The organism is Bacillus sp. AFS053548 (genome assembly GCF_002575105.1).
Lineage (GTDB): Bacteria > Bacillota > Bacilli > Bacillales > Bacillaceae_G > Gottfriedia.
Genome location: NZ_NUHI01000001.1, coordinates 31,800 through 51,394 on the forward strand (window position 1 = coordinate 31,800; position 19,595 = coordinate 51,394).

The 19,595-nt window shown below is 32.1% G+C and carries 20 protein-coding genes and 1 other annotated feature; of the genes, 14 read left to right on the forward strand and 6 right to left on the reverse strand.

The window, feature by feature from the left end:
- Window positions 1-58: 58 nt before the first annotated feature.
- Window positions 59-871, reverse strand: coding sequence for a Cof-type HAD-IIB family hydrolase (locus tag CN946_RS00155; RefSeq protein ID WP_098859370.1), 813 nt, complete (start codon window positions 869-871; stop codon window positions 59-61).
- Between the two features lie 152 nt (window positions 872-1,023).
- Here CN946_RS00155 and CN946_RS00160 point away from each other — a divergent pair, with 152 nt between their 5' ends.
- On the forward strand, window positions 1,024-1,206 hold the full coding sequence (locus CN946_RS00160) for a YjzC family protein (protein WP_098859371.1): 183 nt from the start codon (window positions 1,024-1,026) through the stop codon (window positions 1,204-1,206).
- 231 nt (window positions 1,207-1,437) lie between these two features.
- Here CN946_RS00160 and CN946_RS00165 read toward each other — a convergent pair whose 3' ends face one another.
- Window positions 1,438-1,626, reverse strand: a complete 189-nt coding sequence (locus tag CN946_RS00165; RefSeq protein WP_098233227.1) for a YjzD family protein — start codon at window positions 1,624-1,626, stop codon at window positions 1,438-1,440.
- A gap of 164 nt (window positions 1,627-1,790) precedes the next feature.
- Here CN946_RS00165 and CN946_RS00170 point away from each other — a divergent pair, with 164 nt between their 5' ends.
- The 6 genes from CN946_RS00170 to CN946_RS00195 all read left to right on the forward strand — a co-directional run bounded on the left by CN946_RS00170 (window position 1,791) and on the right by CN946_RS00195 (window position 7,714).
- On the forward strand, window positions 1,791-2,516 hold the full coding sequence (locus tag CN946_RS00170) for an alpha/beta fold hydrolase (RefSeq protein WP_098859372.1): 726 nt from the start codon (window positions 1,791-1,793) through the stop codon (window positions 2,514-2,516).
- 47 nt (window positions 2,517-2,563) lie between these two features.
- Entirely contained in the window at window positions 2,564-3,370 is an 807-nt protein-coding gene (locus CN946_RS00175) for a hypothetical protein (protein ID WP_098859373.1), read from the forward strand.
- 257 nt (window positions 3,371-3,627) lie between these two features.
- The gene (locus tag CN946_RS00180; protein ID WP_056473618.1) at window positions 3,628-4,563 is read left to right on the forward strand and encodes a beta-ketoacyl-ACP synthase III; all 936 of its coding nucleotides are present in this window, start codon (window positions 3,628-3,630) and stop codon (window positions 4,561-4,563) included.
- A 25-nt stretch (window positions 4,564-4,588) separates the two neighbouring features.
- The gene (fabF, locus tag CN946_RS00185; protein WP_098427735.1) at window positions 4,589-5,827 is read left to right on the forward strand and encodes a beta-ketoacyl-ACP synthase II; all 1,239 of its coding nucleotides are present in this window, start codon (window positions 4,589-4,591) and stop codon (window positions 5,825-5,827) included.
- A 182-nt stretch (window positions 5,828-6,009) separates the two neighbouring features.
- Window positions 6,010-6,747 (forward strand): DUF2268 domain-containing putative Zn-dependent protease, encoded by a 738-nt coding sequence (locus tag CN946_RS00190; RefSeq protein WP_098859374.1) that lies wholly within the window; start codon window positions 6,010-6,012, stop codon window positions 6,745-6,747.
- Window positions 6,748-6,961: 214 nt separating this feature from the next.
- Complete coding sequence (locus tag CN946_RS00195; RefSeq protein WP_098859375.1) at window positions 6,962-7,714, forward strand: YjbA family protein; 753 nt, start codon at window positions 6,962-6,964, stop codon at window positions 7,712-7,714.
- A gap of 180 nt (window positions 7,715-7,894) precedes the next feature.
- Here the strand turns inward: CN946_RS00195 and trpS are convergent, their stop codons facing one another.
- Both trpS and CN946_RS00205 read right to left on the reverse strand, forming a co-directional pair.
- Window positions 7,895-8,893: a tryptophan--tRNA ligase gene (gene trpS / locus CN946_RS00200; RefSeq protein ID WP_098233234.1), complete on the reverse strand. Its 999-nt coding sequence runs from the start codon at window positions 8,891-8,893 to the stop codon at window positions 7,895-7,897.
- A gap of 60 nt (window positions 8,894-8,953) precedes the next feature.
- Window positions 8,954-9,182 (reverse strand) — a binding site (T-box leader).
- 58 nt (window positions 9,183-9,240) lie between these two features.
- A complete protein-coding gene (locus tag CN946_RS00205; protein WP_098859376.1) occupies window positions 9,241-9,615 on the reverse strand; it encodes a DUF3899 domain-containing protein in 375 nt (124 codons plus the stop codon).
- An 827-nt stretch (window positions 9,616-10,442) separates the two neighbouring features.
- Here CN946_RS00205 and opp3b point away from each other — a divergent pair.
- The 4 genes from opp3b to CN946_RS00225 are packed head-to-tail and all read left to right on the forward strand — an operon-like array spanning window position 10,443 to window position 14,390.
- Window positions 10,443-11,369, forward strand: coding sequence for an oligopeptide ABC transporter permease (gene opp3b / locus CN946_RS00210; RefSeq protein WP_098427730.1), 927 nt, complete (start codon window positions 10,443-10,445; stop codon window positions 11,367-11,369).
- A gap of 3 nt (window positions 11,370-11,372) precedes the next feature.
- Entirely contained in the window at window positions 11,373-12,395 is a 1,023-nt protein-coding gene (opp3C, locus tag CN946_RS00215) for an oligopeptide ABC transporter permease (protein ID WP_098427729.1), read from the forward strand.
- Window positions 12,396-12,415: 20 nt separating this feature from the next.
- Entirely contained in the window at window positions 12,416-13,465 is a 1,050-nt protein-coding gene (locus CN946_RS00220) for an ABC transporter ATP-binding protein (protein WP_098427728.1), read from the forward strand.
- A complete protein-coding gene (locus CN946_RS00225; protein WP_098859377.1) occupies window positions 13,455-14,390 on the forward strand; it encodes an ABC transporter ATP-binding protein in 936 nt (311 codons plus the stop codon). Before CN946_RS00220 ends, CN946_RS00225 begins: the two co-directional genes overlap by 11 nt.
- 617 nt (window positions 14,391-15,007) lie before the next feature.
- Here CN946_RS00225 and CN946_RS00230 read toward each other — a convergent pair.
- Complete coding sequence (locus CN946_RS00230; RefSeq protein WP_069032985.1) at window positions 15,008-15,211, reverse strand: hypothetical protein; 204 nt, start codon at window positions 15,209-15,211, stop codon at window positions 15,008-15,010.
- Window positions 15,212-15,740: 529 nt separating this feature from the next.
- Here CN946_RS00230 and spxA point away from each other — a divergent pair.
- Window positions 15,741-16,139 (forward strand): transcriptional regulator SpxA, encoded by a 399-nt coding sequence (gene spxA, locus CN946_RS00235; protein WP_056473638.1) that lies wholly within the window; start codon window positions 15,741-15,743, stop codon window positions 16,137-16,139.
- 136 nt (window positions 16,140-16,275) lie between these two features.
- Here the strand turns inward: spxA and CN946_RS00240 are convergent, their stop codons facing one another.
- Window positions 16,276-16,947 (reverse strand): TerC family protein, encoded by a 672-nt coding sequence (locus tag CN946_RS00240; RefSeq protein WP_098427955.1) that lies wholly within the window; start codon window positions 16,945-16,947, stop codon window positions 16,276-16,278.
- 319 nt (window positions 16,948-17,266) lie between these two features.
- Here CN946_RS00240 and mecA point away from each other — a divergent pair, with 319 nt between their 5' ends.
- Together mecA and cls are read left to right on the forward strand one after the other, a co-directional pair.
- Window positions 17,267-17,938: an adaptor protein MecA gene (mecA, locus tag CN946_RS00245; protein ID WP_098427726.1), complete on the forward strand. Its 672-nt coding sequence runs from the start codon at window positions 17,267-17,269 to the stop codon at window positions 17,936-17,938.
- A gap of 50 nt (window positions 17,939-17,988) precedes the next feature.
- Entirely contained in the window at window positions 17,989-19,536 is a 1,548-nt protein-coding gene (gene cls, locus CN946_RS00250) for a cardiolipin synthase (protein ID WP_098859378.1), read from the forward strand.
- The last annotated feature ends 59 nt before the right edge of the window (window positions 19,537-19,595 follow it).

Sequence of the window (19,595 nt, forward strand, 5' to 3'; positions counted from 1 at the left end):
TAATTGTTATAAGTGGTTATTATTAGTTATCTTTGAAATTAATGACAAAGAAGAATTATTATTTTAAGTTGAAAAAATCTTCTAGGAAAATTGCGATTCCATCATCTTGATTAGATAATGTTGTGTGGTTTGCAATATTCTTTAAAAGATGAATTGCGTTATCCATAGCAACACCATGACCCGCATATTCAATCATTTCCAAATCATTGTCTTCATCCCCAAAAGCTATAATGTTTTTTCGAGGAATATTATAGAAAGATGCTACTTTTTGTAGACCTATTGCCTTATTCATTCCTGCTTTAACAATTTCGATTATATGATGAGGTGCTGCCCAGCGACGGTGATCAATTACTTCAGCGTGGACATTTGATAGGTGCTCACGAATACTTGCAACATGAGACTCTTCACTATCGATTAGAAGACATGTTGGAGCTTGAGTAAGATTTATAACTAAATCTCCGTGGATTATATCTTCTTTTAAGTAGTGGAAAAGTGGGAGGATCTCCTCTTCGTGTTTATCCGCGTATACATCATCCATTACTTCAGCATACATATTTTTTAATTCATACTCTCTACAAGAACTAATTACCTCTTTTGCAACTTCTAAAGGTAATGATTCGTGATAAACTCCCCATGAATCATCTAGAGGGTGATGAACATAAGCCCCATTAAAGTTTACAATTGGAGTTGTAAGTTTTAATTGGTCATAATACATTTTACTAGCTCTAAAAGGTCTACCAGTGGAAATGCATACTTCGTGACCCTGATTCTTTAATTGTTGGATCACTTTTAAAGTACGTTCGGATATTGTTTTTTCATCCGTTAATAAGGTGCCGTCTAAATCTAGTGCAATTAAGTGTTTTGTTTTCATATTCATCACCTTTTATTTTTTAATGTTAATCTTTTAAAGAAAAAATATTATTGGATAAAAAGCCAATAATTACTAATGATACCATCTTTTTAAAAGAAAAAACTTTCTTTTTAGAGGAACAATAAGAACCTAAAAAGAAGGAGGAATGGATTATGGGACAAGCACATCAATTTAGACCAGGCGACAAAGCACCAAATAATGGGGTATACGTGGAAATCGGAGAAACAGGAAGTAATGTAACACACCCAAAACAAATTAAACTTCAGGCAGGAGAAGTTTTTCCAGATACACAGAACCATAACAGAAAATGGACATATAAATCCAAATTTAAATAATTGTGGATCATAGAAGAGTAATCAACATTAGTAACTTAAAAGAGGTATAAAAAAAAGCGCTTTCGATTATTTGATCGAGGGCGCTCTTTTATACGTTTACAATATACAAAATATTGAATGAATTTATCAAAATTTTAGTATTTTATAAATTATCTAAATCTATAATTGATGACATATGTATATACCAAGTTGAACGTTTTTGGGTGCTACAACATATGTTATATATAGATTTTAGTGGTGTTTTGCAACAGGTTCATTAGGGATTATTGCTTCGCTAAGAACTGAAATCGCTAAAGTTAATATTACAGCCATAACTGAAGCAGTTGTGAAATTATACTCTCCGCCAGTCATTGAACTTAAAACGTAAGATCCCATTTGGCATAAAACAAAGCTCCAGAACAATGTCATAATAAAACGCACTCTAATCACTCCTATCTAGTTAGTTCTTATCATATTATATACCTAGAAATTTGATAATTGAAGTTATAATTAAAAAGTTTTAATTAAAAAAAGTAACTTAAGAATTTTTTAATACCCATTTTATAATTCCCCAAAAATACTACATTAATAATAAGGTGATAGGAATGCCTGTAACTGAGAGATTTTTTAAACAAGAGGATCAATATGCAGTTATTCATCTACCTATTAGACCGAATGGTTTCGGAGTACTCTATGTCGGTGGGAATACTCATTACGTAGATAATGCACATAGTTCCTTATTGCAGCATTTTGATAAAAGAAAGTTATTATCAACATTAACAGAAGAAGGGTACACAGTATTCACTTCAAATTTATATGGAAAAAATTGGGGTTCTGATGACGCTGTCGATTTAGCAGAAAGCTTATATCATTCAGTTATGAGACAAGAAACTTTGAATCCATCAATTCATATAATTGGGGAAGGTACTGGTGCATTAGTCGTTTGTAAATTACTTGGCCTCTTAAAGGGAAAAGTCAGAAGTATTTCATTATTAAATCCTTCGTTAAATTTAAAAAATGAATTAGATTTAGAAAGAGAAAATAAATTGTTCTATAAAAGAACAGTTCATGAAATTTTAAAAGCATATAAAGCGTCGGATATATATATGGTTATAGATAGAGAATGTTTTTTTTATGAAACAATCTCACCAATTAAAATTTACACCACAACAAGAAATCATTATAAATGGAAAAGCGATATTAGACTTTTAGAAGAAGAACGACATAAAAATAATTTGCCGATTTCGATATTGATTTCATTAGAAGAGAAAAAATTTGACTGTGGAAAAAACTTAATAAGGTTTTTAAAAAAATATCAAGATGTTTTATAGTCTCTATATTTTTTTTGAATAAATTTCCCAAAAGAAGGAGGTTAATAATGAAAAAATGTGCTGTCATTGGATCCAGTGGATTTATGGGTTATGAGTTAGTTTGCCAACTAATGGAATATAATGATGTTTCAGCCGTTGTGATGGAAAATGGAAATGAAAGTGATTTAATAAGTGAAGAAAAAATCTTTTCAATCGGAAGAAATGCAAGAGTAGTCTTTTTAGATGAAGAGCAATTTTTATTAGAGAATGAGCAATATGATACTATTTTTATTTCTCATTTTTATGACGAACTAAAGTTAAAAGGCTCAATAAATAGTATAGAGTTTACAGAAAAGCTATTTAACAAAATCATTGGCAAAAGTAAGGATATTATCTTTTTATTATCTACAAAAAAAGAATTAGCAGATTTAGAAAGAACTGTTAATGAATTGAGTAAAAATATAGATTGCAATATTACTTACATTGAAATTCCATCTTTATATGGACCTTGGGAGCCATCCGCAGGCTTAGTACATGAATTGATTGTTCAAGACCTAGGAAAAAGAAATGTTCCCATAAAGAATGTATACGGTTCTAATGAAATTCTATTTGTAGAAGATGTAGGTAAAGCAATTCGGATAATTTCGGAGAAGGAATTAAAAGAACATAAATATATCATTACAGCTAAACAATGTATGTACTTACCAGAGGACGGGAATTTCACCGGATTACAAAATATGATCGACGGAATAAAGTACGCTCAAATGAGAAACTATATGGATGCAACTCCTTTTGTTATTATTAATACAACTTCATTTGAGGACGGTATACAAAAGCAAAAACAGCAAATTCAACAGCATTTTCATCTTTACTAATGAAATACATTACTCAAATAGGGAAATGGTTCATTTTGAACTATTTCCTTTTTTGTAGTAGAATACATTAGTTTAAAAATTCGCTTTGGATTTGAAGTTCGTCCAAAGTGGTATTCTTTTTAAGAAATGATTCATCTTTTTTACATAGCCTAGATTTTAAAAGATAAAAATGTAGACAAAGTACATATTATTTCATAAAATTAGTACCAGGTAATAATAAGAAGATATAAAAATAATAAAGTAAGGCGGGGATATTAATGAATGCTGGAATTTTAGGTATTGGCTCATACGTACCCGAAAAAAAGTTAACTAATTATGATTTAGAACAAATGATGGATACTTCAGATGAGTGGATTGTCAGTCGTACTGGAATTAAAGAGAGAAGAATTGCTAGTGACGAACAAGACACTTCTGATTTAGCATATGAAGCTGCGGTAGAAGCTTTAAAAGATGCAAATGTAAAAGCAGAAGAACTTGATTTAATTTTAGTTGGAACTGTAACTCCAGATAAGTCGTTTCCATCAGTTGCATGTGTAATTCAAGAAAAACTTGGAGCTAAAAATGCTGCTGCAATGGATATTAGTGCTGCTTGTGCTGGATTTATTTATGGTGTTGTTACAGCAGCTCAGTTTGTTAATACTGGTACATACAGTAGAATTCTTGTAATCGGAGCTGAAAAGTTAACTAAAATTGTTAACTGGGAAGATCGAAACACGGCAGTTTTATTTGGTGACGGTGCAGGTGCTGCCGTTATCGGACCAGTTAGTGAAGGCAGAGGAATTCTTTCTTATGAGTTAGGTGCGGACGGTACTGGTGGTAAACATCTTTATAAAGGTGGAGATCACTTAATAATGAACGGACGAGAAGTGTTTAAATTTGCAGTTCGTCAAATGGGAGATTCTTGTGAATCTGTATTAAAATTAGCAGGATTAACGAAAGAAGAAGTGGATTTCTTAATTCCACACCAAGCGAATACTCGTATAATGGACGCTGCAAGAGAAAGATTACAGCTACCTAAAGAAAAAATGAGTGTAATTATTGATCGTCATGGTAATACATCTTCATCTTCAATTCCAATTGCATTAGTTGAAGAATATAAAAAAGGAAATGTTAAAGAAGACGATGTATTAGTATTAGTTGGATTTGGCGGCGGATTAACTTGGGGTGCAATTGCACTTCGATTCGGAAGATAATCTAATTGAAGGAGGATTTTTTGGAATGAAAAAACGAGTTGTTATTACAGGATTAGGTGCAGTATCACCTATTGGTAATGATATAAATACAGTATGGGAAAGTTTAATGAATGGAAAGAGTGGAATTGGTGCTCTGACTCGAAAAAATCCTGATAATTTCCCTGTTAAAGTTGCTGGAGAAGTAAAAGACTTTGATCCTGAAAAATATATTGATAAAAAAGAAGTAAAACGCATGGACCGTTTTACTCACTATGCGATTGCAGCTTCAAAAATGGCTATAGAAGATGCAAACTTTACGATTGACGAAGAAATTGCGCCAAAAGTTGGTGTTTGGATTGGTTCTGGTATCGGTGGTATGGAAACATATGAAGAACAGTTTAATACATTCCAAACAAAAGGTGCACGTCGAGTAAGTCCATTCTTTATTCCGATGCTAATCCCTGATATGGCATCTGGACAAGTATCTATTTTAACAGGTGCTAAAGGTCCAAATGGTTGTACAGTTACAGCTTGTGCTTCTGGTGCAAGTTCGATTGGTGATGCTTTCAAAATTATTCAACGTGGCGATGCAGTGGCAATGATTACTGGTGGTGCAGAAGCACCAATTACCGATATGGGTCTTGCTGGGTTCTGTGCTGCAAGAGCATTATCATTAAATCCAGATCCAGAGAAAGCATGTCGTCCATTTGACAATGCTCGTGATGGCTTTATCATTGGTGAAGGTGCTGGTATCGTATTCCTAGAGGAATTAGAACACGCATTAGCTCGTGGAGCGAAGATTTATGCAGAAATCGTTGGATACGGAACAACAGGTGATGCACACCATATTACAGCACCAGCTCCAGGAGGAGAAGGTGGCGCACGTGCTATGAGAATGGCACTTGATGATGCTGGTTTATCAGTTGAAGATATTCATTACATTAATGCACATGGAACAAGTACTGAATTAAACGATAAATTCGAAACGATGGCAATTAAAGAAGTATTTGGCGAACATGCATACAATGTACCAATTAGTTCTACAAAATCTATGACTGGTCATATGCTAGGAGCAGCTGGTGGAATTGAAGCAATAATTACAGCATTAACAATCCATAATAAAGTAATTGCTCCAACGATTAATCACCAAGAAACTGATAGCGAATGTGATTTAGATTATGTACCAAATGTTGCTAGACCATTTAATGTAAAAGCAGCAATTTCTAATTCATTAGGATTTGGTGGACACAATGTAACTTTAGCATTTAAAGAATTCACTAAATAAGTTTAAATTTTATTTTGGACACGAAAGCTTAGGTCTTTACCTAAGCTTTTTTTTATTAGAAATCAGAGTGTAAAAAAAAGTAACTTTCACTAGTTAATTATCATACTTTAATAGTAAATTGAGGTGATTAACTTGGGATAATTCCAACTTATAAATGGGTTGATTTTATTGAAGATAAACAAATGGTAATGAAAAAACTTTTACCATATTTTCCGAAATATAATGAGGAGAGTTTATATAAATATCTTCTTTCCCACGGTTTATCGAAGCTGTCAACCTTGAGTAAGGATGATCTGAAACAACTAGATGAAAAAAGGGTATGGAAAAGCCTTTCTGAAGAGTTTGACAAGTTAAAAAAAGAATTAAATGGACCTGACATCCCGATATTTATTTTACCTTGTCATAGAACGGGAAGTATGTTTAAAAACACGACTTATCAAAGGGGGGGGATCGCACATAAAAAATGTATTTGTTTATTTTTGTCCCCTTTAGAAGGAATTTTACAACATAAAGCAGTATTATTACATGAGTATCATCATATTGTAAGATTGACAAAGTTATATAAAAACAAAAAGGTCACATTACTTGATGCAATGATTTTAGAAGGTTTAGCCGAAACTGCAGTTTTAGATAAATATGGAGAAGCAGTTCAGGCACCATGGACAAATCAGTATTCTTCCAAGCAATGTGAATTATATTATAAAAAATATTTAATAGATAAACTTGAGATAACAAGTAATGATGATAATTTTTCAAAATACTTGTATGGTGGGAACGGAATTCCAAAATTATTGGGTTACAGTGTTGGATATGACATTGTTAAAAGTTGTACAGAGCAGACAGAATGGTCAACTGATATCCTTTTACGAACGCCAAGTAAAAAGATTAAGGAAAATGCAATACATTATATTTCAATTTGAATGCAAATGATTCCAGAGCATATCAGAGCGTATATAATGTATTGCTAGCATTAATGTATCAGAGAAGCTTTAATCTATGATATTTTAATGATTTATTGACTATTTTTCATTCAGTTTGTTAAACACTTTTTGTAATTCAGTGGAAAATGGAATAAATTAGTGAATCACTGACCATACTGAAAGTTACATACAGTTGTGAAGTGAGGGGTAGTAAATGTTGTATTTACATGATGTATGGGTCAATTGGTTTGAAGGTGAAGAAAATGGTTACAATGTCTGTCATTTTTTTGAATGGAGAAAAGATGATAGTGTTGAATTATTAGACCAAGTTCCAGTCATTAAAGTTACTCCAGAGTTATATCAGTATATTGAAAATGAACTATTAGAGCTTCCTTCCGGTCTATTAACTGAAGTGTTTCAAAAGTCTTATGTAAGAAAGAATCATGAGCGTATTCAGCTAGATTACTGCTTTGTAGTAACTGACGGTAATGGTATTATTGCGGTTGACACAATTGGGTATAATATTCCAATTCGAAAAAGCCGTTTAATTCCAAGGCAAGAACAAATGGTGTATGATATGACAGCCGAGATTGAAGAAAGTCACTATAAACTTCAAAATTTAGTAAATGATGAAACAAAAGAACATCATATACTGTCACCGTCGCCAATTATTATGAGCGGACTAACAAGAAAAGAAAGACAACTAAAGCAGTTATTATTTATGGCTCTAGATCAACTCCATTCATCAAAAAATCCTTCGGAGATTCGATATTGGTACACTGAGTGGAATCCAAGATCGTATCAACATATTCAGGATTTGTCATTTGAGGACATTTGGTCCCAATTATATGACGAAATAAAGAGTGGTTGGTCAGATCGACATGAGCAATTATGTGGAAGAATCGTTAAAGGTCAACCTTTCTTTGAAAAACTATGGGAAATGGAACACGAACAAAAAGTAAACTAAAAGAGGTTATTTAAAATGGCCTCAAAACGAAAAAGACCCACAAGGTGATAAAGTTCCTTGTGGGTCTTTTAGTCATTTCTTGATATTTCATTTTTTCCTCATAGTAAAGAAAAAGGTGTCTCTAAAGTTCTTTGACTTTTAAGACACCCATTACTATTTTAATTTTTACGTAAAACAGGATTATTTTTTTCTCTTGCGACCTAATCCCATAGCATTTTCCATTTTTTTAATCATTTTATTTGCAACGGCATTTGCTTTTGCAGCTCCTGCATCTAAAATATCATCTAATTCAGACGAGGAAATAATTTCTTTATAGCGTTCTTGTAATGGAAGTAATCCGTTTACTACTACATCTGCAGTATCTTGCTTGAATTCTCCATAATTTTTACCAGCATATTTATTTTCCAATTCTTGAATTGTTTCACCAGTAAATGCTGAGTAAATGCTTAATAAATTTGAAATACCAGGCTTATTTTCTTTATCATACTTAACAATGCCTTCAGAGTCAGTTACAGCACTTTTAATTTTCTTTTCAATTACTTTAGGTTCATCTAAAACAAAAATTGTAGCTTTTTGATTTTCATCGGATTTACTCATTTTTTTAGTTGGATCAGCTAAACTCATAATTCTAGCAGCGTCTTTACTAATTCTAACTTCAGGGATCGTAAAGATATCATTATATTTCTTATTAAAACGCTCTGCTAAGTCACGAGTAAGCTCTAAATGTTGCTTTTGGTCATCGCCAACTGGAACTAAGTGAGTACCGTATAAAAGTATATCCGCGGCCATTAAAGGTGGGTAAGTTAATAAAGCAGCAGATACACCATCCTTACCAGAAGATTTATCTTTAAACTGTGTCATACGCTCTAATTCACCAATATACGATATACATTGCATCATCCATCCTGCTTGAGCGTGTGCAGGTACTTCAGATTGAATAAAAATAGTAGATTTTTCTGGGTCTAATCCAGCAGCAACATAGATTGCAGAAAGACTTTGAATGTTTTTACGTAAAGCGAGTCTGTCTTGCGGTACTGTTATTGCATGTTGATCAACAATACAGAAATAACAGTTATAATCATTTTGTAATTCAATGAATTGTTTTACCGCGCCTAAATAGTTACCTAAAGTAATTCCTCCAGATGATGTTGGTTGAATTCCACTAAAAATAGTTTGCATCTTAAAATCCTCCTAAAAAAAGCTAAATAAAATAAAAAAAGCGGCATAATCTCTCTATTACATAGAGACGATTAAACCGCGGTACCACTCTAGTTATTCCAAATAAGGAATCACTCATGCATGAAATCATGCTCTCATCTATCGTTTGAGTTACGTCGAAGCCTACTTATACTATATGTTCGGTCCGAAGCTCAGAAGTCCATTCGACAGGGAGCATGACTTGTTTTCACCATCCACAAGCTCTCTTAACATGCTAAATCTGTGTACTACTCTTCTTCATCGCTTATATATACTTTCTATAGATAATATCTTAATTATATTCAACTTTCAAGATGTTGATACCTCATTTAGTAAATAATGATAAAACTGAATAAAAAAGAAAGGATCACTAAAGTGATTGAAGCCATAAGTAATGGTTTTGTAATTGAAAATCTATATCTTCTATAGATCATATCCTTTTTAACAGTAAGTGATTCATCGCCAGTCATTTCTGCCATCTGTTGGTCTCTCGTTCCGAATACTTTACGCATTCCAAAGCGAGTGATATTAAAAAATCCACTTTGTACGATTAATAAAAAACCACTAAAAACAAATAATGTTAGTCCAATATAGAATATTGTGTTCGTGAAATGAAGGAAAAAGTTTAATGTTCCTTGGATAAAAGAAAAGATTGCTGCTAGTACTATCGCAGATAATACGACAATAATATAGTGTTTCGACATTTAATTTGTGATCCTCCTGTTGGAAAGAATTATATATTGTAGACTTAATAATGCTATACTATAATAACAATGTAAACAGTTTCAACAAATCCTTACAAAATATTTTTAAATTGTTAGCATTTTTAAGACAATTCTCTTTATTTTAACAAGTTATTTAATTTTATTTGTCAAAATTGTTGTAAAACTCTAATAAAAATGTATAATAAAATTTGTAGAAAAAAATCGATACTTATCGAAAATTCTACTATAAAAATTCAGAATTGTATATTAACTTTCTGTTTTTTAGCCTACATTGCATTAGCATCCTAGGGGGTATACATCATGGATTGTGAGATATGTTACGATAAATAAATTTGTTATACTGAAATTGCGATTTGAATTTTTGAAAAAGCATTCATTTTTTTACCAAATTTAAGAATAAATATCTAATTAAGCTATTTTTTATAAGGATCCCAACTCAATTAATAAGGAGAAAATTGTAAGAAATAATCTGTTTAGAATAATAATTTAGAATTTTCCAGTAAAAAAATATTGACCAAAAGCGTCATTGCGAATACGCTTACATTGTTGGGAAAAAAAGCTTAAGCAAAAATTTACACCATTTTACAACAAATGAAAAAAAAGGATTAAATGATTAATCCCATGTTTGAGAATAATATGGACAAGAAGTTAAATCGATCGAAAAAATTACAGAATTATAATTGGTACTAAAGAGTATGTGGAGTAGATCAAAATAGGGAAAAATCCAAATGCTCTCATTTTTACAAAAGAATTATCAAAAAATAAAAAAAATAAAATATTTTTTAAATTAATAGGGGGGTGCAGTTGTGGGACGTTACGTGCTACAGAGATTTATTTACATGTTTGTCACACTATTTTTGATTTGTACTGTTACATTTTTCTTAATGAAGTTGTTACCAGGTTCTCCATTAAAAAACCCAGAGAAATTAACACCTGAACAAAAACAAATTATTTTTGTGAAATATGGGTTAGATAAGCCAGTTCCTGTACAATATGCAAATTACATGAAGAATCTTGCTAAAGGTGATTTAGGAGATTCATATAAATACGATAATCGTAAAGTAACTGATATGATTTCAACTCGTATTGGTCCATCAGCTCAATTAGGTGCTCAAGCACTATTATTAGGAACATTTATCGGATTAATCTTCGGTATCGTAGCAGCACTAAAAAATAATACCATTTTTGACTATGGTTCTACTGTTCTAGCAGTTCTAGGTATTTCCATCCCGTCATTCGTTTTCGGGGCAATCTTACAGTACTACTTAGCAGTAAAATTACATTGGTTCCCGGTAGCATATTGGGAAAGCTTTAAATACACGATTCTACCTACAATTGCATTGTCAGTATTCGTAACAGCAACTGTAGCTCGTTTCTCAAGAACTGAATTAATCGAAGTTATGAACTCAGAGTATATCGTAACAGCAAAAGCAAAAGGTATCTCTCAAGTAGGCGTAATCATTAAGCATGCACTACGAAATGCATTAATTCCAGTAGTTACAATTTTAGGTCCAATGGCTGTTAACTTAATGACTGGTACATTAGTTATTGAAAATATGTTTGCTGTACCTGGACTAGGTTCTCAATTCGTTAACTCAATTGTAACAAATGACTACTCAGTAATTATGGGCACAACAATTTTCTATAGTGCATTATTACTAATCGTAATCTTCTTTGTAGATATTTTATACGGTGTAATTGATCCACGTATCCGTTTAGCAGGAGGTAAATAAATAATGAACAACAACACAGCTCAAAAAATTTCATCAGATTTATTCCAACCTGCAAACGTAGATTTGAATAATGCAGATAAAATTTCAAGACCTTCGGATTCTTTTTGGAAAGATGCAAGAAGACGTTTCAAAAAAAATAAAGGTGCAATGTTAGGATTTATTATCCTTGGTATCTTATTATTCTTTACATTGTTTGGTCCAATGATGAGTGGTCACTCATATAAAGATCAAGACTTAAAAAGATCAAAATTACCACCAAAAATTGGTGTATTAGAAAACGTAAAATTCTTACCATTTGACGGTATTGATCAATATGGGAATGATGTTTATAAAAACAAAAATATTAAAGAAAACTATTGGTTTGGTACAGATGATTTAGGTCGTGACCTTTTCACAAGAACATGGGCTGGTGCTCGAGTATCAATCTTAATCGGTTTATTAGCAGCAGTAATTGATATGGTAATTGGTGTAGCTTTCGGTGGTATTTCAGGCTTCTTCGGTGGTCGGACAGATACAATCATGCAACGTATTGCTGAAGTCCTAATGGGTGTTCCATATCTAATCGTAGTAATCTTATTCATCTTAGTATTTAAAAACCCAGGTATTCTTTCTATCGCATTAGCGATGGTAATCACAGGTTGGGTAGGTATGTCCCGTATCGTACGTGGTCAAATGCTAAAACTAAAAAATCAAGAATTCGTATTAGCATCAAGAACTTTAGGTGCAACAAATACTCAATTAATTGCAAAACACTTAATTCCAAATATTATGGGTCCAATCATCGTAATGATGATGTTCACGATTCCAAGTGCGATCTTCTCTGAAGCGTTCTTAAGCTTCATCGGTTTAGGTATTGCACCACCAAAAGCATCATTAGGTTCGTTAGTAAGTGATGGCTTCAAATCATTACAAACTTTCCCTCATATGATGATTATTCCAGCGGTTGTAATCAGCTTATTAATTTTAAGTTTCAACTTAATTGCTGACGGATTACGCGACGCTTTAGATCCAAAAATGAGTAAGTAATTTTGAAGGGAGAATGAACTATGAGTAAAATATTAGAAGTAAAAGATCTGTGTGTCTCCTTTTATACTCATGCTGGTGAAGTTCAAGCAGTACGCGGAGTTTCATTTGATCTTAAAAAAGGTGAGACATTAGCAATTGTAGGTGAATCTGGTTCAGGTAAATCAGTTACCTCTAAAGCATTAATGGGGTTAATTCCAAATCCTCCAGGTAAAATTAAAAGCGGTGAAATCTTATTCGATGGAAAAGATTTAGCTAAATTAAGCGATAAAGAAATGCAAAATATTCGTGGAAAAGAAATCTCAATGATTTTCCAAGATCCTATGACTTCTTTAAATCCAGTATTAACGATTGGGTACCAAATAACAGAAGGTCTAATTAAGCATCAAAAAATGAGTAAAACTGAAGCAAAGAAAATTGCTATAGAATTAATAAATCTTGTTGGTATTCCAAATGCTGAAGCTCGTTTTAAACAATATCCACACCAATTCTCAGGCGGTATGAGACAACGTGTTGTTATTGCAATGGCGTTAGCATGTAATCCAAAATTATTAATCGCCGATGAGCCAACAACAGCTCTTGACGTTACAATTCAAGCTCAGATTCTTGAGTTAATGAAAGAAATTCAAAGAAAAACTGATTCAGCAATTATCTTTATTACACATGATTTAGGTGTAGTAGCGAACGTTGCAGATAAAGTTGCAGTAATGTATGCAGGTAGAGTAGTTGAAATGGGAACTGTAGACGATATTTTCTACAATCCAAAACATCCTTACACATGGGGACTTTTAGCTTCAATGCCGGACTTAGATAACGAACAAGGAGCAGAATTAGTAGCAATTCCTGGTACACCACCGGATCTATTAAATCCTCCAAAAGGTGATGCGTTTGCACCACGTAATCCAAATGCTTTAAAAATTGACTATGAAATGGAACCTCCTATGTTTAAGGTGTCTGATACACACTACGCTGCAACATGGCTATTACATGAGGATGCTCCAAAAGTTGACCCACCTGAAGCCGTTATGAAGCGTATTCAACGAATGAAGGAAGGTGAAGTAAATGTCAAATAAAGCAGAAAAATTAGTTGAAGTTAAAAATTTAAAACAATACTTTAATACAGGTAAAACAACTGTTAAAGCAATCGACGATGTTACATTTGACATTTTCCGTGGAGAAACTTTCGGTTTAGTAGGTGAATCAGGTTCTGGTAAATCTACAACTGGACGTTCAATCATTCGATTATATGATGCGACTGATGGACAAGTAATTTTCGATGGTAAAGATGTACATGGAAAGAAAAGTCGTAAAGAACTTAAGCAATTTAACCGTCGTATGCAAATGATTTTCCAAGATCCATACGCTTCATTAAACCCGCGTATGAAAGTTGCAGATATCATTGCAGAAGGTATTGATATTCATGGCTTAGCTCGTAACAAAGAAGAGCGCATGAAAATGGTTTATGACTTACTTGAAACAGTAGGTTTAAATAAAGAGCACGCTAACCGTTTCCCACATGAATTCTCAGGTGGACAACGTCAACGTATCGGTATTGCTAGAGCACTTGCTGTACAACCAGAATTTATTATCGCCGATGAGCCAATCTCAGCTCTTGACGTGTCAATTCAAGCTCAGGTTGTAAACTTAATGAGAAAGCTTCAAAAGGAAAAAGGTTTAACATATCTATTTATCGCCCATGATTTATCAATGGTTAAGTACATTAGTGACCGTATCGCTGTAATGTTCCACGGTAAAATTGTTGAACTTGCAGATAGTAATGAATTATATGATTACCCAATGCATCCTTACACAAAATCATTATTATCAGCAATTCCGCTTCCAGATCCTGATTATGAGCGAAATCGTAAACGTATCGTTTATGATCCAAAACAACACGATTATTCAAACGAACAACCAAAATTACGTGAAGTTCGTCCTGGACATTTCGTACTTTGCTCAGAAGCAGAATTTAAAAATTATCAACAAATGTATAAATAATAAATCAATCCTAGTGAGTTTATCACTAGGATTTTTTATATTGGATTATGTAGATGAGATTTGGATCCGGGGGCATGAGTAAGTAGAAGGTTACTTATGGGGTTTATGAGGAAGTAAAACAACAATAAAGAAGCAAAATGGTTCCTCATGAGAGGTTCGTGAGGAAGTAAAACAGCAAAAAGAAGCAAAATGGTTCTTCATGAGAGGTTCATGAGGAAGTAAAACAGCAAAAAGAAGCAAAATGGTTCCTCATGAGAGGTCTATGAGTGAGTCTCAAAAAAAGTTCAAGGGGCTAGTAAAAAAAGACGCCGAAAATATCTTAATCATTAAGCATTCATACAATTTTAGGGAAAATTAAGGTGGAGGTTTTATGATGATAAGTGTAGATAAGGCAAGGTGTAATAATAGTAGGACAAGCTTAGAAGAAAATTAATCCAGAGTGCACACCGAATTTTTAATTCAAAGCCCCTAAATTTAATATTTCAAAGTACTGTACCGTAGGACGAACTAGTGACCTTAATCATTCTACATTGGTTATACACTAAACCTTATCAAGGCAAAAAAAATAAAGGGCCTTTGCCCTTTATTTAATCGTAAAATTTCTTATAATACTGTTCTTAATAAGTTTTTTTACGGAACTTGCCTTGGCCACCAACTTGTTTGAAGTTTGCAGACATTCTGTCAGACATATCAACAAATTGACTTTTTTTACTTCTACCAAATATTTTTTCGCCAATCGCGTTTGTAAACACACCATTAAGCGCAGTAATTCCGATTACTAACACTGCAACAATCAATAGATCAGTTATGTAAGCTGCCATAAGATTAGCCTCCTAGGAATGTAAGCGTTACTATTATTGTATTAAAAATTTGGGGAAATAGAAAGAATAAATAAGCTTTTTCCGAATAATTATTTTAGGGATTATTATAAAGTAATCTGGCTTTTAGTATTGTAACTTTTAGGACTAAAGTTGTGTGAAACGAAAGGTGTAGTTGACTACTTTAGAAAATGCTGCGGGAATGTAAAAGACTGCAAGATCGGATTGAAACTAGGAAGCAGGTTTCATTTACGGATAGTGAGGTTTATGGTGTGAAAAGAAGCTTTCACATACGAATAATGTATCAAAGAAATTAGGCTATATTTTACTTATAAATTTACTGAAAATTGTACACCTTTTGTATAGGTTTTTTTAAATTTTTTTACAAATTTTTATATATTTATTTTGCACAATATTGTATAATGTGAACATATGGTGGTAGATTAAACTAATTATAATTAACCAATTCTTATAAATTAATACACATAACTATATTACTTTTATTTAAAAGAGTAGTTAGGGGGAGAGCAAAATGGTAATTTTGTATAATTCACCAAGTTGTACGTCTTGTCGAAAAGCAAAAATGTGGCTAGAAGATAATAATATTCCTTATAAAGAAAGAAATATTTTTTCAGAACCATTATCAATTAATGAGATTAAACAAATTTTACGTATGACTGAAAGTGGTACTGATGAAATTATATCAACAAGATCAAAAATTTTCCAAGAATTAAATGTAGACTTAGAAAGTCTTCCTTTACAAGACTTATATGAAATCATTCAGAAATATCCTGGTTTACTTAGAAGACCGATTATTATTGATGAGAAACGTTTACAAGTTGGTTATAATGAAGATGAAATTAGAAGATTTTTACCACGTTCAGTTCGCACATATCAATTACGTGAAGCGCAACGTTTAGTTAATGAGTAAATCTACGTTTTGAATTGTGAAAAAAATTACAATTCTTGATTAAGATTCTCAATCATATTGAACAAATACTTATTCATATTATATAAAAAGCTGTAAAAAGTTAAATGCATACTTTTTACAGCTTTTTTTTAAACAATTAGGATGTTCGCTTACGGTACCGAATATTATTAAAATAATAACCTATAACAATAGTGAAGATTATACAAGATGAACCGACGATTAATTCCATATCGTTCCGCCCGTTTATATATTGACTGATAAATGGCTCGTCTATTAACATTTTGCTAGCTGTTATTGAAAGAACCGAAGCCCCTACAAAACTCAATATTGGATATCTTTCTAAAAACCATAAAACGATTTTACTTCCCCAAATAATAATTGGAATTGAGATGGAAAGACCTAAAATGACTAATGATGGCTTTCCGTTTGATGCCCCAGCTATTGCTAATACGTTATCAATCCCCATAACTAAATCAGCAAATACAATTGTACGAATTGCATGGAAAACTGTGTAGTTCTCCTTTATAGAAGGGTTGTCATCCTCCTGAATAATTAATTTGCAAGCTATGTACAAAAGTAATATTCCGCCGATTAAATGCAAGAATGGGACTTTAAGGACGTAAATTGCACCTATAGTTAGGATAATTCGTAAAACAATTGCGGTAATACTACCGAAAATTATCGCTATGTTACGTTGCTTATATGGTAATTTTCTACATGCTAAAGCAATGACAATAGCATTATCTCCACCTAAAACAATGTCTATAATTACAATCATTAAAAAGGACCATATATAATGAAGATCTATCATGAATTCACCTCTCTTATTAAAAGCTTTAAATGATTGTCCTAATATTAATAGGTATATGATGATTTTTAAAAAATAGGTGAATTTTATTTCCAAAATTTTAAATTGTATCATAAAATATAATTGTAGTTACTATTCGCATTTAATAAATTTTCATGGTAAGATAGATAAAAATTTACTTATTAAAGCTAAATTTTTAAGAGTATTTTTCTAATTTACTATTTCAGAATTTTATATTTAACATAAATTTCTTTTACTTTATTTATTCTATTTCGTCTAACGCAATTACTTGTTGTTCATTAAAGGAGGGGGAAAACAAATGGAAATAGAAAGAATTAATGAAAATACGTTTAAGTTCTCCATATCCTACTTAGACATCGAGGAGAGAGGTTTCTCTAAAGATGAAGTATGGTTAGATCGAGAAAGAAGTGAAGAGCTTTTCTGGGAATTAATTGATGAAGCGCATTTGACTGAAGAATTCATTGCTGGTGGCCCCCTATGGATTCAGGTACAGGCACTAGACAAGGGGTTAGAAGTTGTTGTAACAAAAGCTGTGATTTCTAAAGACGGCAAAAAAGTAGAAGTGAATTTAGGTGAAGGAGAAAAGAATTTAGAAATTCCATTTATCTCTGTAGATGATGACGATGATTCAGATGAAGATGATGATGACGATATTTTTGAAGCGATGGATGAAGAGGAAACTGAACTTATTCTATCCTTTAAAAATTTTGAAGACATTATTTCTTTATCGCATGCTGTTAATCAAGAATCATTTGAAACTACACTTTATTCCTTCCAAGATTATTACTATCTTTATGTTAAATTTGAAGAAGAATTGCTTGATGAAGTTCAAGTCGATTACTTATCATCAATGTTACTTGAATATGGTCATCGTTCAAAAGTAACTATACATGTTTTAGAGGAATACGGAAAATTGATTTATGAAAAAACAGCCTTACCTCATTTTAAATCAATTTTTCCATTACTGTAATAGCCGATGCCTTAGGGATCGGTTTCTTTTCTTTATAAAGGAGAATATTGATGCAATTTCGATTAAAGATTTTAATATTTTTATCAATTGTAGTATGCATTTTATATTTTGCTTCTCCAACTATTAAATTCATTTGGTTAATGAATTTTGCATTTTTTGAAAAATCTACTATTTTTAGATTAATTAGTATAATGTTCTCGATAACGGCTATAGGTGTATCGATTATTATTTTCCTAGAAAATAGAAATCCTGCTAGAACTTTAACCTGGATCATTCTTTTAGCTATTTTCCCGTTATTCGGTTTTGTTTTTTATTTAATTTTTGGACAAAATTACAAAAAGAAAATGGTCTATCGAAAAAAGGCAATTAATGATCAAAATGCAAATGGTTTAATTAGTGGATCAGAAGATGTAGAAGTGAAAGAATTTATAGCACAAAATCAAAAGTTAGAGTATCTAATAAATATCGCAGCTAAACAGAGTAATACACCAGTCACGATGAATACTTTTACAAAAGTTCTTACAAACGGAAGTGAAACATTTCCAAAAATAATTGAGGAACTAAAAAAAGCAAAGCACCATATTCATATCGAATTCTATATCGTAAGAAATGATGAGATTGGTAATCAACTAAAAGATATTCTAATTGAAAAGGCACAAAATGGCGTAAAGGTTCGATTTCTCTATGACGCTGTAGGTAGTTGGAAATTATCAAGAAATTTTGTAAAAGACTTACGAAAAGCTGGTGTAGAAATACTACCATTTTCTCCAGTTAAAATTCCAGTTTTAAACGATACGATAAATTACCGAAACCATCGGAAAATTATCGTCATAGATTCGAATGTAGGATTTGTTGGCGGCTTAAATATTGGAGATGAGTATTTAGGGAAAGACCAATATTTTGGAAAGTGGCGAGATACACATCTATACCTAAATGGAGAAGGTGTACGAACACTACAATTCATATTCTTGCAAGATTGGTATTATATGACGAATGAGTTAATTGATGACAAAGAGTACTTTGACATTAATGCTAGTAGTTATTCTTCCAAAGGAGCAATTCAACTTGTTTCTGGTGGACCAGACCGAAAGCATGAAGTGATAAAAGAGTTATTTTTTGCGATGATTACAAGTGCAAGGAAAAGTATATACATTGCTTCTCCATATTTTGTTCCTGATGAAGATATTTTAACTGCTCTTAAAGTTGCAGCAAATGGTGGGGTCAAAGTAAAAATTCTAATGCCTGATCGTCCCGATAAGAAAATCGTATTTTATGCTTCGCGTTCATATTTTCCAGAGTTATTAGAAGCTGGGGTCGAAATCTATGAATATAGACAAGGATTCTTACACAGTAAAATATTGATTGTAGATGATGAAATCGCATCTGTTGGAACGGCAAATATGGATATGAGAAGTTTCCGTTTAAACTTCGAGGTCACTGCATTTTTATATTTAGAGGAAAGTATTAATCACTTAGTTAATGATTTTAATAATGATATCCGTGATTCTGAAGCAATTATTTTTAATGATTTTAAAAAGAGACCTATATACAAAAGGATATTTGAATCATTATCAAGATTAATGGCACCACTTTTGTAATGAGCTATCTTATTGATAGAACATTGATAGAACATTTTTATAATATTTCATATAGTCAC